This window comes from Massilia sp. IC2-476 (assembly GCF_020707295.1).
GTDB lineage: Bacteria > Pseudomonadota > Gammaproteobacteria > Burkholderiales > Burkholderiaceae_D > Telluria.
This window is the reverse complement of record NZ_JAJFER010000007.1, coordinates 1-13,591: the sequence shown is the minus strand read 5'-3', so window position 1 is coordinate 13,591 and position 13,591 is coordinate 1. Positions and strand designations below refer to the sequence as shown.

The 13,591-nt window shown below is 66.4% G+C and carries 12 protein-coding genes; 1 reads left to right on the top strand and 11 read right to left on the bottom strand.

The window, feature by feature from the left end:
* Window position 1: 1 nt before the first annotated feature.
* From LK539_RS17945 to LK539_RS17935, 3 genes are read right to left on the bottom strand one after another with little or no spacing between them, the layout of a single operon-like run.
* The gene (locus tag LK539_RS17945; protein ID WP_227802426.1) at window positions 2-1,360 is read right to left on the bottom strand and encodes a dihydrolipoamide acetyltransferase family protein; all 1,359 of its coding nucleotides are present in this window, start codon (window positions 1,358-1,360) and stop codon (window positions 2-4) included.
* A 2-nt stretch (window positions 1,361-1,362) separates the two neighbouring features.
* Complete coding sequence (locus tag LK539_RS17940; RefSeq protein WP_373889564.1) at window positions 1,363-2,430, bottom strand: alpha-ketoacid dehydrogenase subunit beta; 1,068 nt, start codon at window positions 2,428-2,430, stop codon at window positions 1,363-1,365.
* A 2-nt stretch (window positions 2,431-2,432) separates the two neighbouring features.
* A complete protein-coding gene (locus LK539_RS17935) occupies window positions 2,433-3,665 on the bottom strand; it encodes a 3-methyl-2-oxobutanoate dehydrogenase (2-methylpropanoyl-transferring) subunit alpha (protein WP_227802425.1) in 1,233 nt (410 codons plus the stop codon).
* A 204-nt stretch (window positions 3,666-3,869) separates the two neighbouring features.
* Here LK539_RS17935 and LK539_RS17930 point away from each other — a divergent pair, with 204 nt between their 5' ends.
* Window positions 3,870-5,459 (top strand): EAL domain-containing protein, encoded by a 1,590-nt coding sequence (locus LK539_RS17930; RefSeq protein WP_227802424.1) that lies wholly within the window; start codon window positions 3,870-3,872, stop codon window positions 5,457-5,459.
* 6 nt (window positions 5,460-5,465) lie between these two features.
* On the opposite strand, the gene LK539_RS17925 is transcribed toward LK539_RS17930, so the two are convergent.
* The 8 genes from LK539_RS17925 to LK539_RS17890 all read right to left on the bottom strand — a co-directional run.
* Window positions 5,466-5,861, bottom strand: coding sequence for a GFA family protein (locus LK539_RS17925; protein ID WP_227802423.1), 396 nt, complete (start codon window positions 5,859-5,861; stop codon window positions 5,466-5,468).
* Window positions 5,862-5,865: 4 nt separating this feature from the next.
* Window positions 5,866-7,758 carry a CocE/NonD family hydrolase gene (locus LK539_RS17920; RefSeq protein WP_227802422.1) on the bottom strand — a complete coding sequence of 631 codons (1,893 nt, stop codon included), beginning with the start codon at window positions 7,756-7,758 and terminating at the stop codon, window positions 5,866-5,868.
* Between the two features lie 134 nt (window positions 7,759-7,892).
* Window positions 7,893-9,287: an amino acid permease gene (locus tag LK539_RS17915; protein WP_227802421.1), complete on the bottom strand. Its 1,395-nt coding sequence runs from the start codon at window positions 9,285-9,287 to the stop codon at window positions 7,893-7,895.
* A 314-nt stretch (window positions 9,288-9,601) separates the two neighbouring features.
* Window positions 9,602-9,967, bottom strand: coding sequence for a hypothetical protein (locus LK539_RS17910; protein ID WP_227802420.1), 366 nt, complete (start codon window positions 9,965-9,967; stop codon window positions 9,602-9,604).
* A 305-nt stretch (window positions 9,968-10,272) separates the two neighbouring features.
* Window positions 10,273-11,409 carry a DUF3616 domain-containing protein gene (locus tag LK539_RS17905; protein WP_227802419.1) on the bottom strand — a complete coding sequence of 379 codons (1,137 nt, stop codon included), beginning with the start codon at window positions 11,407-11,409 and terminating at the stop codon, window positions 10,273-10,275.
* An 84-nt stretch (window positions 11,410-11,493) separates the two neighbouring features.
* Window positions 11,494-11,952, bottom strand: a complete 459-nt coding sequence (locus LK539_RS17900; protein WP_227802418.1) for a DUF4440 domain-containing protein — start codon at window positions 11,950-11,952, stop codon at window positions 11,494-11,496.
* Window positions 11,953-11,966: 14 nt separating this feature from the next.
* Window positions 11,967-12,311, bottom strand: a complete 345-nt coding sequence (locus tag LK539_RS17895) for a copper-binding protein (RefSeq protein ID WP_227802417.1) — start codon at window positions 12,309-12,311, stop codon at window positions 11,967-11,969.
* Window positions 12,312-12,340: 29 nt separating this feature from the next.
* The coding region (locus LK539_RS17890) for a multicopper oxidase family protein (RefSeq protein ID WP_227802416.1) at window positions 12,341-13,591 on the bottom strand (1,251 nt) is incomplete at its 5' end.

Below are 13,591 nucleotides of genomic sequence, written 5' to 3'. Positions count from 1 at the left end.
TTCACTCCACGAAGATGGTGGCCGGGGTTTCGAGGTAGCCGCGGATCGCCTGGATGAACTTCGCCGCCACCTGGCCGTCGATCACCCGATGGTCGAACGAGGACGACAGATTCATCATCTTGCGCGCCACCATCGCGCCGTCCTTGATGACCGGACGGTCGACGATGCGGTTGGTGCCGATGATCGCGACTTCCGGACGGTTGATCACCGGGGTGGTGACGATGCCGCCCAGCGGTCCCAGGCTGGTGATGGTGATGGTCGACCCGGTGAGCTCGTCGCGTGTGGCCTTGCCGGTGCGCGCCGCGTCGGCCAGGCGCGCGACTTCCTGCGCGCTGTCCCACGGGTCGCGCGCTTCCGCATGGCGCACCACCGGCACCATCAGCCCTGCGTCGGTCTGGGCCGCGATACCCAGATGGACCGGGTCATACTGGGTCAGGATGTTGTTGGCGTCATCGAAACGCGCGTTCATCATCGGATATTGGCGCAGCGCCAGCACCACGGCGCGCATCAGCAGCGGCAGGAAGGTCAGCTTGCCGCGCTCGGCGCCGTACCTGGCGTTGAGCTGGGCGCGCAGCAGCTCCAGTTCGGTGACGTCGATCTCTTCGACATAGGTGAAGTGCGGGATCTGGCGCTTGGCCTCCTGCATCTTCTCGGCGATCTTGCGGCGCAGGCCGATCACCGGCGCGGCGTGTTCGCCGTCACGCTTCGCGTAGCGATTGTCGCTGCCGCCGCCCTGGCCACCACCGCGGCGGCCGGCCACGTGGGCGTCGAGGTCGGCGTGCGTGATGCGGCCGGCCGGACCGGTGCCGTGCACGAACTGCAGCTCGATGCCTAGGTCCCAGGCACGCTGGCGCACGGCCGGTGCGGCCAGCGGCTTTTCGCCTTCGGCGCGCATCGGCGTGGGGCCGTTCTGGTAGCTGCGCTGCTGCGGAGCAGGCGCCTTCGGCGGCGGCGCAGCAGCTGGAGCAGCCGCTTTCGCCGTCGCGCCTTGCTTGGCTTCTGCCTGCGCCACCGCTTCCAGCTGCGGATCGCCGACTTCTTCGGCCGGCGCCGTCGCGGCGGGCGCCTTGGCCTGCTCTTTTTGCTGCCTGGCTTGCTCGCCTGAATAGTTGCCGGCGCCTTCGACCTCGAGGCGGATCAGCTCCGCGCCCACGGCCAGGGCCTGGCCGACTTCGCCGCCCAGGCTGGTGATGGTGCCGGCCACCGGCGACGGGATCTCGACCGTGGCCTTGTCGGTCATGACGTCGGCCAGTACCTGGTCTTCCTTGACCGTGTCGCCCGGCTTGACGTGCCAGGCGACGACCTCGACCTCGGCGATCCCTTCGCCCAGGTCCGGCATCTTGATAACGTGAATACCCATGTTCAGCGACCCTCCATCGTGCGTTTCAGGGCCGCCGCGACGCGGTCCGGGCCCGGGAAGTATGCCCATTCCTGCGCGTGCGGATAGGGGGTGTCCCAACCGGTAACGCGTTCGATCGGCGCCTCCAGCTGGTAGAAGCAGTGCTCCTGCACCAGGGCCGCCAGTTCGGCGCCGAAGCCGCTGGTACGGGTGGCTTCGTGCACGATCACGCAGCGGCCGGTCTTCTTCACCGACTCGACGATGGTGTCGAGGTCGAGCGGCCAGATGCTGCGCAGGTCGATGACTTCCGCGTCGACACCGCTCTCGCGCGCTGCCGCTTCCGAGACCCACACCATGGTGCCGTAGGCCAGAACGGTGACGTCGCTGCCGGGGCGGACGATGTTGGCCTTGTCCAGCTCCACCGTGTAGTGACCGGTCGGCACGTTGCCCAGCGGGTGACCGGACCAGGGCACGACCGGACGGTCGTGGTGGCCGTCGAAGGGGCCGTTGTACAGGCGCTTCGGCTCCAGGAAGATCACCGGGTCGTCGTTCTCGATCGAGGCGATCAAGAGGCCCTTGGCGTCGTACGGGTTCGACGGCATCACGGTGCGCAGGCCGCACACGTGGGTGAAGAAGGCTTCCGGACTCTGGCTGTGGGTCTGGCCGCCGTAGATGCCGCCGCCGCAGGGCATGCGGATCACCATCGACGACGTGAATTCGCCGGCCGAGCGGTAGCGCAGGCGCGCCGCTTCCGACACGATCTGGTCGGTCGCCGGATAAAAATAGTCGGCAAACTGGATCTCGACCACCGGACGCAGGCCATAGGCCGCCATGCCCACCGCGGTGCCGACGATGCCGCCTTCGGAAATCGGCGCATCGAATACACGCGACTTGCCGTATTTCGCTTGCAGGCCATCGGTGACGCGGAACACGCCGCCGAAATAGCCCACGTCCTGGCCGTAGACGACGACATTGCTGTCGCGTTCCATCACCACGTCCATCGCCGAGCGCAGCGCCTGGATCATGGTCATCGGCATGGTGGCCGCGTCCTTGTCCTTCTCCTGGTCCTTCGTTTGATCATCGCGTGCCATCATCAGACTCCCAGTTCCTGGCGCTGCCGGCGCAGGTGCTCCGGCATTTCCTTGTACACGTCCTCGAACATCGTGGCGGCGCTCGGGGCGCGCTCATCGCCCAGGATGCCGTAGGACTCGGCCTCTTTCTGGGCCGCGAGGACTTCCGCTTCGAGCTCAAGCTGGACCTTTTCGTGCTCCTCATCCGACCACCAGCCCTGCTTGGTCAGGTACTGGCGCAATCTGGCGACAGGATCGCCCAGCGGGAAGTGCTGGAAGTCGTCCGCCGGGCGGTAGCGCGACGGGTCGTCCGAGGTGGAGTGAGGGCCGGCGCGGTAGGTGACCCATTCGATCAGGGTCGGGCCCAGGTTGGAACGCGCCCGTTCGGCCGCCCACCTGGATGCCGACAGCACGGCCAGGAAGTCATTGCCGTCCACGCGCAGCGAGGCGATGCCGCTGCCGATGCCGCGGGTGGCAAAGGTGACGCTCTCGCCGCCGGCGATCGCCTGGAAGGTCGAGATCGCCCACTGGTTGTTCACCACGTTGAGGATCACCGGCGCGCGATAGACGTGGGCAAAGGTGAGCGCGGTGGAGAAGTCGGATTCGGCAGTCGCGCCGTCGCCGATCCAGGCCGAGGCGATTTTCGTGTCGCCCTTGATGGCGGAGGCCATGGCCCAGCCCACGGCTTGCGGGTACTGGGTCGCGAGGTTGCCGGAAATGGTGAAGAAGCCGGCGCGGCGCACCGAATACATCACCGGCAGCTGGCGGCCCTTGAGTGGATCCTTTTCATTCGACAGCAGCTGGCAGATCATCTCGACCAGCGGCACCTGCTTGGCGATCAGGAGGCTTTGCTGGCGGTAGGTCGGGAAGTGCATGTCGCCGTCTTCCAGGGCGAGCGCCTGGGCGGTGCCAAGGGCCTCTTCGCCGAGCGACAGCATATAGAAGGACATTTTCTTCTGGCGCTGGGCGATCACCATGCGCGCGTCAAAGATGCGCGTTTTCATCATGGTGCGCAGGCCGAAGCGCAGCAGTTCGGGATCCGGTTCCGGGGCCCAGGGGCCGACGGCGTCGCCGTTCTCATCCAGGACGCGGATCAGGCCGGTTGCGATGTCGCTCGTGTCGAGCGGCGCCACATCGACGGGTGGGCGCCGGATGGCGCCGGCGGGACTCAATTGCAGATACGAAAAATCGGTCTTGCATCCCGGGCGGCCGGTAGGCTCCGGTACATGCAGCGACAGAGGCTTACTCTGACTCATAAACGCTTCCCCTTTGTAAGGTGACTTGCGGCAAGCATGATAAGGCTTACGGCCGCGCACACGAAGACCCTGGCGAACTATTTTCATATTGCTATGCAGCATAGGGCCCCGGATGCTGCGGACGCCGGCGATTTGCGGGCCGGCCGCGGCGTCTGTAGTATGGGACTGGCGCAGCATCCCGTTCATGCCCGTTCGCAGGCGAACATGAAAAAAACTGCCGTCATGCTCTTGACGCTGCTGGTGGCGATCGCCGGCATCGGTCTGCCGATCTGGCTCGCCATCGAAGAGTCGCAACGTCAGGCATTCAATGCGGAAAGTGCCCATGCGCTAGGTTACGCCCGCGATGTCGTGCTGCGCGCCAATGAGACAGGGCGCCAGGTCGAGGCCGCCGTCGCGCGGCTGGAAGGTTATGCGCGGGCGCCGTGTTCGCCGGCCAGCATCGACGAGATGCGCGAGATCGACCTCGGCTCGACCTATATCCAGGCGGTCGGCTATGTCGAGGGCAACCGCATGCCGTGTTCCTCGATCGTTGGCGCTGCAACCGTGCTCGAACTCGGTCCGCCGGACTATACGAGCGCGTCTGGCGCACTGGTACGCAGGGCGGTGCGCTTTCCGTTCGCGCCGCAGCAGCGCTTCCTGGTGGTCCAGTTCGGGCGCTTTGCCGGCATCCTGCATTCGGAGCTGGCGATCGACACGGCCAAGAGCGAGCCGGACGTGGGGCTGGCCGTGATGTCCTTCGATTTTCCGGCGCCGATCAGCGCCCGCGGCCCGGTCGACCCGCGCTGGCTGCAACGCCTGGGCGGCGCGCCTGAAGTGGTGTTCGAGGAAGGCGGCCATATCGTGGCGGTGGTGCGCTCCACCAACTATCGGGCAGCGGGGATCGCCGCGGTGCCGCTGCATTACCTGCAGGGACGTTCGCACGATGTGGCGCTGCGCCTGGTGCCGGCAGGATTGCTTGCGGGGATCGCGCTCACCCTGGCCATCCTGTACCTGGCGCGCCAGCAGCTGGCCCTGCCGCAGGCGGTCAAGACCGCGCTGCGGCGCCGGGAGCTGTTCCTCGAATACCAGCCGGTGGTCGACCTGCATAGCGGCGCCTGGATCGGGGTCGAGGCCCTGGTGCGCTGGCGCCGGCCGACCGGCGAGATCGTCATGCCCGACCTGTTCATCCCGATCGCCGAACAGAACGGCCTGATCGTGCGCCTGACGCGCCAGGTGCTGGACCGGGTCTGTCGCGATACGGGTTTCTACCTGGAGATGCACCCGGGCTTCCACATCGGGATCAACGTGTCGCCGGCCGATTTCCATTCGCCGGGTTTCGTCGAGAAGCTGCACGACACGCTGCGCCGCATGGGCGCGCGCCCGGCCAGCCTGATCCTCGAAGTGACCGAGCGCGGCCTGCTCGACCCGGTCGTGGCGCGCGAGACCTCGGGCGTCCTGCGGCGCCACGGCTTCGCCCTCGCGATCGACGACTTCGGCACCGGCTACTCGAGCCTGTCCTACCTGGAATCGCTGGAACTCGACTACCTGAAGATCGACCGCGGCTTCATCGAGGCGATCGGCACCGGGGCGCCGACCAGCCAGGTGGTCGGCCACATCATCCGGATGGCCAAGGACCTCGGGCTGCGCATGATCGCGGAAGGGGTGGAAAGCCAGGCGCAAGCCGACTTCCTGCGCAAGCAGGGCGTGCAGTATGCCCAGGGCTGGCTGTTCGGGCGGCCGATGGCTTTTCCCGACATCGTGCGCCGGATGCAGGAGATGACGGAACCGGAGGCCGCGCTAGGGGCAGCCGGTTAGCCGGCATCAAGGGTAGTGGTCGGCGTCCGGCGGCGGGACCACCCAGCCGTGCATGCGTTCCTCGTAGACCGACACCGTCGGGGCGGGAAAGCCCGGGTCGGCAAAGGCGCCGACCGGGATCATGATGTATTCCGGCAGTGCCTCGGGCTCGTACCATACCGTGGCGCCGCACTGGGGGCAGAAGTGGAAGCGGGCGCGCGCGCCCGAGTCGCCGGCCAGCACGAACTCGGTCGAACGCCCATCAAGGCGTACCTGCTCGCGCAGGAAGCGCGCCTTCTGCGCGAACGGCCCACCGCTGCGGCGCTGGCAGTTCAGGCAGTGGCAGATCGAGATGCGCACCGGCTCACCGCTTACTTGCGCGGTGAGCTGGCCGCAGGTGCAGGAGGCGAGGCGGGTGGTCATGGACCTAGCGTAGCACCGGCAGTTCGATGTAGCTCTGGTTTGCCGCGTCGTGGTGGACGGCATTGTCCGCAACCACGCCTTGCTTCTCGCTCTCGTTCGGCCCGCCCGTGTTCAGGTTGCGCACGAACTTCGGGAAGTTCGAGGACGTCACCTCGACCCGGATCCGGTGCCCGGCGCCGAACTGGATGGCGGTGGCGATCGGGGTCGGGCGGATGGTCACGACCTGGCCCGGCGCGAGCATTTCCGGCTTGTCGAACCCGTTGCGGTAGCGCGCGCGGAAGATGGTGTCGCCAATGATCCAGGCGATGCCGTCCGGTGCCACGTCGACCAGCTTCACGGCGAAGTCGGTGTCCTTCGCGTTGGACGAGACCTTCAGCACGGCGTCGACGAACCCGGCCACGCTCACCGGCTTGGGCAGCGGATCGCTGGTGTAGACCAGCACGTCGTTCCTCGCCTCGACCGCACGCTGGTCGAACGCGCCCGGCACCACGATGCCGCCATTGCAGCAGTCGCCGCCGCCGACGGTCTGCACCGGGTTCATCGGATCGTAGCGGTAGCGGTCCGCCGCCTCGCCCGCGCCTGGGGCTTCGCTGCTCAGGCGTCCGTCGCCCCACAAGGAGTTGGCGCGGCCGCCCGAGCGCAGGTAGAGGCGCATCGGTTTCGCCGTCTCCGGCGGCCAGGTGCCTGCGCTCTGCCAGCGGTTGGCGCCCATCTCGAAGTAGCGCACATGCGCGGTCGTGGACGGGAAGGCTTTGGTATCGCCCTTGAGCCAGCGGTCGAACCAGCCGTAGATGGCGCCGTCGACGTCGAAGCTGGCGTTGCCCATCGAGCGCTCGCCGACCGTCATGTCCGGACCCAGGCGGGCGTAGGCGCAGTGGGTATTCGGCGCCACCACGACGTACTGGTTGGCGCTGGCTTCCTTGTCGGTGCCGGCCGCGCGCGCGTGGTTGTACAGCTCGAGGTTCGGGCCGATCGACACGTCGTACCAGCTGTTGAACCACAGCGCCGGCACGCCCCAGCCCATGCCTTCGTGGTACAGGCCGCCCTGGCGCCAGGCCGGGTCGCCTGGCGTGCGCTTGATGAGCTGTTCGAAGGTGCCGGCGGGTTCGCCCAGGGAGCTGAGCAAGCCGTCGACCGGCAGGTGCTTGATCTGCTTGTTCCAGTCGACTTGCGGCTTGCTCGGATTCAGGTCGTTGTAGGCCTCGATGCGGGCGCGCAGCTTGTCGTTAGCGATCGCCGGCAGCTGGGCGCGCAGCGGATTGTCGACCCCGTAGAGCCAGACGAAGAACAGGTTGCGCGGCACGCCGCCGGTGTACCAGTTGCCCTGTTCCTGGAAGCGCCCGACCTTGCCGATGCCGGCGCCCGAGGCCATCGGCACCATGGCCGCGTGCGCCGGATGGTTCAGGCCGGCGAGGGCCAACTGCCATTCCGCGGACGAGGAGCAGCCGAGGGTGCCGACCTTGCCGTTCGACCAGGCTTGCTGCGCGATCCAGGACAGGGTGTCGTATCCATCGGTCTGCGGGTTGCCGAGGATTTCCCATTTGCCCTGCGAGAAGTAACGGCCGCGCTCGTTCTGGACGACGAAGACGTAGCCGCGCTTGACCGACTCCAGCACGTAGCGCTGGGTCGAGCCCTTCAGCTTGCCTTCGTTGTAGGGCGTCTTCCACAGGATGACCGGCAGCCTGCCGGTGGCATTCTTCGGCAGGTAGATGTCGGTCGACAGTCCCACGCCGTCGCGCATCGGCACCATCACCGACAGGCGCGCGCTGGCGATGGCGGCCAGTTCCTTGTCCAGGGCTTCGGCGGAGTACTTGGCATAGTCCTGGGCCGCTGCGATGGACACTGCATCGGCGGAGAACAGGGAGAGGGCGACGAGACTGGCGACGATCTTCTTCAAGGCATTTCCTTCAGCGCGTGGATGGTGTGATGACGGTCGGTAAATACATCGAGGGCCGGATCAACACCGGCCCCATCGGCATACTGTAGCAATAGCCCGGCACTAAATCCAGTGCACCGCCGTTGGCGCGCGCGCTAATCTTCGCCTACGGCCAACACGCCCGCCACCGCCGCCGCGTTGCGCTGGCGGAGCAAGTAGCCGACCGCCAGCAGGGCGAGCCAGGCCGGAATCATCCAGACCGACAGCTGCAGGCCCGGCGTCAGGTACATCACCACCACGATGCCGGCCAGGAAGGCCAGGCACAGGTAGTTGGTGAAGGGGAAGAACGGGCTGCGGAAGGCGGTCGCCAGGCCGGCGGCCTCCTTGGTGCGGCGAAAGCGCAGGTGGCTCCAGCACACCATGCCCCAGTTGATGACCAGTGCCGCCACGGCCAGGCCCATCAGCATGCCGAAGGCTTCCTTCGGAAGGAAGTAGTTGATGCAGATGCAGATGCCGGTTGCGATGGCGGACACACCCAGCGCCGCCAGCGGCACGCCGCGCCGCGACACCTTGAGCAGGGCGCGCGGGGCATTGCCCTGTTCGGCCAGGCCGAACAGCATGCGGCTGTTGGCGTAGACGCAGCCGTTGTAGACCGACAGCGCGGCCGTCAGCACTACCAGGTTCAGGACATTGGCCACGACATTGCTGTCGAGCGCGGCGAAGATCAGGACGAAGGGGCTGCCGCCCGTGACCACCTTCTGCCACGGGTAGAGCATCAGGAGCACGGCCAGTGCGCCGACATAGAAGATGGCGATGCGCCAGATGGCCTGGTTGATCGCGCGCGGGATGGTGCGACCCGGATTGTCCGCTTCGGCGGCGGTGATGCCGATCATCTCGAGGCCGCCGAAGGAGAACATGATCACGGCCATCGAGAGCGCGAGGCCGGTGAGGCCGTAGGGGAAGAAGCCGCCGTGCTGCCACAGGTTGGCCACGCCGGCTTGCGGGCCGGCCGTGTCGCTGACCAGGAGATAGACGCCGAACACGATCATGCCGACTACGGCCGCCACCTTGATAATCGCGAACCAGAATTCGAGCTCGCCGAAGGCTTTCACGTTCAGCAGGCTGAAGGCGTTGACGAGGAAGAAGAAGGCCAGCGCCGACATCCAGGTCGGGATCTCGGGGAACCAGTACTGGACGTAGATGCCGAGCGCCGAGAGCTCGGCCATGCTGACGAGGATGTACATCACCCAGTAGTTCCAGCCCGAGATGAAGCCGATCATCGGGCTGCCATATTTAGTGGCGAAATAGCCGAAGGAACCGGCGACCGGTTCGTCGACGATCATCTCGCCGAGCTGGCGCATGATCAGAAAGGCGACCAGGCCGGCGATGGCGTAGCCGAGCAGGGCGGATGGGCCGGCCTGCTGGATGGTCTGGGCCACGCCCAGGAACAGCCCGGTGCCGATGGCGCCGCCGAGGGCGATCAGCTGGATGTGGCGGTTCTTGAGCCCGCGCCGGAGTTCGTTGCGGTGTTCTTGCTGAGCGTGTTCCATCGTCGGCCTTAAGGTGGTGATACGAAAGTTGCCTTAAAGCCAGCGATTCTACTGCAAGGTGGACTGCTTGGGACGGCCATTTGGCCGTCCGTGCGTCAGTAGCGGCGATAGCCGCCGCGGCCCATCGGGTAACGTTGCGCCATCTTGCCGCCAAACTTCTTCCAGAGCAGGCCTGCAATGGCCATCATGATCATCTTGCGCATGCTGTTCTCCCATTCGTGAAAAGGGCGGGGAATCCCCCGCGGCCGCGCGGCGCGCGGCGTTGAGGCCACCTTATCAAAAACGCGGCGGATGGGGCGCAGGCCTCGCGCGCTTCAGCCGGGCATGGCAAAGAAGGCCACGCCGCCGACAACGGTGGCGCCCAGCATCAGCAGCACGAATCCCGACATGCGGGCCAGGGAAGCGAGGCGGGCGCCCTTCGGGCGGCTGCGCAGCAGGTAGAGCGGAATGGCGAGCGGCGAGACGGCGACCACGGCAGAACTCATCCAGCGCGAGCGCCGGAAGCGGCGCGCTTCGCTGTCGAGGCGGTACCAGTAGAAAGGCAGGAAGTTCGACAGCAAGGCCGACAGGATCGCCCACCAGGAAGGCATGCGCATGTGCGCGGCGTCGTACATGGCCTGGGTGAGGCCGCAGGCAAACATCAGCGCGAGCAGCGCCAGCAGGGTGTTCTTGGGTGTCATTGGGTGCAAGCTAAAGCAAGGCGGCGAGAATACCACCGGGCCCGGGGCACGAAATTCAACAAAACTCACGAAGCGGATGAAATATGCATAATGTCGTGAAGCTTATGCACAAAGGGTAGCGGCGCGCTTATGCCGGTCAGTTAGTGAGAATGGTAGGGTGGGCGGCTTGCCCGCCCACGCGGTGATAGTTGTGATATGAACAGCCGCACAGGCTGCAGTACTGTGATTTGACCGCGTGGGCGGAAGACCCGCCCACCCTACGGATGAGCGATGGCCTTAAGTGACCGGCATTAAGCGGCGCGCGGCTATTTACCGCGGCGCGGCAGCGTAAACACGTCCGCCACCAGGGTGCTGTCGCCGATCTGCCGGCTCGGCGAGGCCGCGTCGTGCACCACCAGGAGCGCTGCGCCACCCTGCCTGTCGTCGGCGAACAGCGCTATGCCCTCGGGATGGTCGACGCCGTGGCCGTAGGGCAGTTCCAGCACCTTTTCGAGTTCCTGCGCCGCCAGCACGCAGTCCTTGCCCGGCTCGGCCCCGCCACGCCAGCGCAACAGGGTCACCGGGCCATCCAGGTCCATGGTGGGTCCGGCCAGCACCAGGATGTCCTTGCCCTGCACGCACAGGTCGCGGATGCCGAGACCGTGCAGGTCGAGGAAGTGCTTGCGGTAGGGGCGGCCCTCGTCGTCCACCGGCCCGAGCCGCAGGCGTCCCGGTTCGGCATCGTCCACCGGCGCGATTTCCACCACCACCGCCCAGCCACGCAAGACCGGGCCGCGCAGGCCGAGCAGCAGGTGCTTGCCGGCCACCGCCAGGCCTTCGATGTCGAAGCCGTTATCCTTGCCGGGGATGGCGAGGAAGGGACCGAGGTGTTCATCCTCGCGCAGCAGCGCCGTCAGTTCGTTGCCGTGTTCGTCGCCGCGCAGCAGGGCGGCGCTGCGCAGCTTGTCCTTGTGGGTGGTTTCACGGGCCAGGGTATAGCCGTCGCCGTCTTTGACCAGGGGAATGCGCCCGAGCAGGTAGCGGTTGCCGTCGGCGCTGATGGTGGCCAGGCGCTTCTGCGCCTTTTTCACGCCGTCGCCGTCCTTCGGCTGCTTGCGGCGCAGGCTGTGCGAGCCGGCGATCCACAGGTATTTGCCATCGCAGGCCAGGCCTTCGATGTCGGCTTCGTTGATATCGTTCGGGGTGTCGCCGTGCGGCGGCAGCGGCAGATTGAAAAAATCGTGCAGTGCGTACTGGCGATGATCGCGCGTTAAGCTGCTTTTTCCGGTGCTGTCTTCCGCGCACACGGTGAGTCGTTCGAGGCTGACCGATTCGTCGTTGGCGACCCACAGCGAGCTGCCGGTGCGCAGGGCCACCGACAGGCCGTCGCGCAGCTCCTTGCCGTAGCAAAGCTCGTCGCGTTCGGGATGGAATTCGAGGAGGACGATGTTCGACGGGTGCATGCGTGTCCCTGCTGGCCTGCGACATTGCAGGGGCACGATAGCATGCGCCCGCCGGGGCAGGCGCATGGCTGGCTTGGAGTGCTCTTACTTTGCCTTGCGCGAGGACCAGTGCACGTGAACGATGGCCCAGCCATCGCCCTTCTTCTCCAGGACTGCCGTGCCGGTGCCGAACAGGTGCACGGGCTTGCCGCGCGACGTGCCCGTGGTTTCGGTTTCTTCCCACACGACCGCCGTGTTGCCGTCGATACGCTCGGTCTGTTTCAGCAGCTTGCGGCTCGTGGTCCTGGCGAACTCCATGTCGCCGCCTAGATGGTGGCTGGCGTACTCGTCGCGCGAACGCTCGACATAGCCGGATTCGTGGATCGCCACTTCCGGCGACAGCAGGGCGAGGGCCCTGGCCTTGTCGCCGCTGGCGAGAGCCTGGTGGAAGGCTTCGAGCGTCTCTTTCGGCGTTGCCGCCAGAGTAAGCGGGGATACGGTGAACAGGACAGCACCGAGGGCCAGGGCCCTCGCCGCAGCCCGCAGGACGGAGGTGGTTTCCATGCCGGGCTCCCGGTTCACTGGGCCGCCTGGAGCTGGACGATCGTGATGGCGCCGTCCACGCGCTCGGCCGCGAACCTGACCTTGTCGCCTGGCTTGACCGCATCCAGCATGGCCGAGTCCTTGACCCGGAACACCATGGTCATGGCGGACATGTTGAGGTTTTTGAGTTCGCCATGGCGCAGCGTGATCTTGCCGGCGTCCTTGTCGATCTTCCTCACCTCGCCGTCCGCCAGTTCGGCGGCGGCCGGCGCGCCTTGGGCGGCATGTTCGTGATGCGCGTGCCCGCTGTCCTGGGCCACCGCCATCGAAGTTGCGGCGGCCATGACGGCTGCCAGCATCAGTGTTGGAATTGCGTTCATGGGGTTCTCCTTTTATCGTGGGTTATTATTCAATGATGGCCCTTGTGGCCGCCCGGTTTGCGGACGGTGACTTCCGCGTCCGCCGGTTTCTTCGCCGGCATGGACTGGCCACCCGCGCCCTGGTTGCGTACCGCGGCCGGAGGCTCGCCTTTCCATTCGTAGGCGACGGTGCCGGCCGGGTGCTTGTACCAGCCCGGGTCCTTGTAGTCGCCCGCTTTCTGGTCCTTGCGCACCTTGAGCACGGTGAACATGCCGCCCATCTCGACGCCGCCGAAGGGACCCTGGCCGGTCATCATCGGCAGGGTGTTTTCCGGGAGCGGCATTTCCATGTCGCCCATGGAGCCGCCTTTCTCGCCCATTACCATGTAGTCGGGCACGAGCTTCGTGATCTTCTCGGCCACGCCGCGGTGGTCGACGCCGATCAGGTTCGGTACGTCGTGGCCCATGGCGTTCATGGTGTGGTGCGACTTGTGGCAGTGGAAGGCCCAGTCGCCGGGTTCATCGGCGATGAACTCGATGGCGCGCATCTGGCCCACGCCGATGTCGGTGGTGACCTCCGGCCAACGCGACTCGGGCCGGGTCCACCCGCCGTCGGTGCCGGTGACCTCGAACTCGTGCCCGTGCAGGTGGATCGGGTGGTTGGTCATGGTCAGGTTGCCGGCGCGGATGCGCACGCGGTCGCCCTGGCGCACGTTCATGGTGTCGATGCCGGGGAAGGCGCGGCTGTTGAAGGTCCACAGGTTAAAGTCGAGCATCTCGTTGACCCGTGGCGTATAGCTGCCCGGCTCGATGTCGTAGGCGTTCAGCAGGAACACGAAATCGCGATCGACCCGATGCTGGGCCGGGTTCTTCGGGTGCGTGACCCAGAAGCCCATCATGCCCATCGCCATCTGCACCATCTCGTCCGCGTGCGGGTGGTACATGAAGGTGCCGGGCCGGCGCGCGACGAATTCGTAGACAAAGGTCTTGCCAGGCTGGATGCCGGGCTGGGTCAGTCCCGTCACGCCGTCCATGCCGTTGGGCAGGCGCTGGCCGTGCCAGTGGATGCTGGTGTGCTCGGGCAGGCGGTTGGTGACAAAGATGCGCACCCGGTCGCCTTCGACCACCTCGATCGTGGGGCCCGGGCTCTGGCCGTTGTAGCCCCACAGGTTGGCCTTCATGCCCGGGGCGATCTCGCGCACTACCGGTTCGGCGATCAGGTGGAACTCCTTGACGCCATTGTTCATGCGCCAGGGTAGCGACCAGCCGTTCAGGGTGACGACCGGGTTGTACGGCCGGCC

Coding starts and splice junctions, on each gene's coding strand:
- LK539_RS17925 (WP_227802423.1), bottom strand. CDS start 5,861: ATGACCACCCGCCTCGCCTCCTGCACCTGCGGCCAGCTCACCGCGCAA.
- LK539_RS17935 (WP_227802425.1), bottom strand. CDS start 3,665: ATGAGTCAGAGTAAGCCTCTGTCGCTGCATGTACCGGAGCCTACCGGC.
- LK539_RS17915 (WP_227802421.1), bottom strand. CDS start 9,287: ATGGAACACGCTCAGCAAGAACACCGCAACGAACTCCGGCGCGGGCTC.
- LK539_RS17940 (WP_373889564.1), bottom strand. CDS start 2,430: ATGGCACGCGATGATCAAACGAAGGACCAGGAGAAGGACAAGGACGCG.
- LK539_RS17905 (WP_227802419.1), bottom strand. CDS start 11,409: ATGCACCCGTCGAACATCGTCCTCCTCGAATTCCATCCCGAACGCGAC.
- LK539_RS17930 (WP_227802424.1), top strand. CDS start 3,870: ATGAAAAAAACTGCCGTCATGCTCTTGACGCTGCTGGTGGCGATCGCC.
- LK539_RS17910 (WP_227802420.1), bottom strand. CDS start 9,967: ATGACACCCAAGAACACCCTGCTGGCGCTGCTCGCGCTGATGTTTGCC.
- LK539_RS17900 (WP_227802418.1), bottom strand. CDS start 11,952: ATGGAAACCACCTCCGTCCTGCGGGCTGCGGCGAGGGCCCTGGCCCTC.
- LK539_RS17945 (WP_227802426.1), bottom strand. CDS start 1,360: ATGGGTATTCACGTTATCAAGATGCCGGACCTGGGCGAAGGGATCGCC.
- LK539_RS17895 (WP_227802417.1), bottom strand. CDS start 12,311: ATGAACGCAATTCCAACACTGATGCTGGCAGCCGTCATGGCCGCCGCA.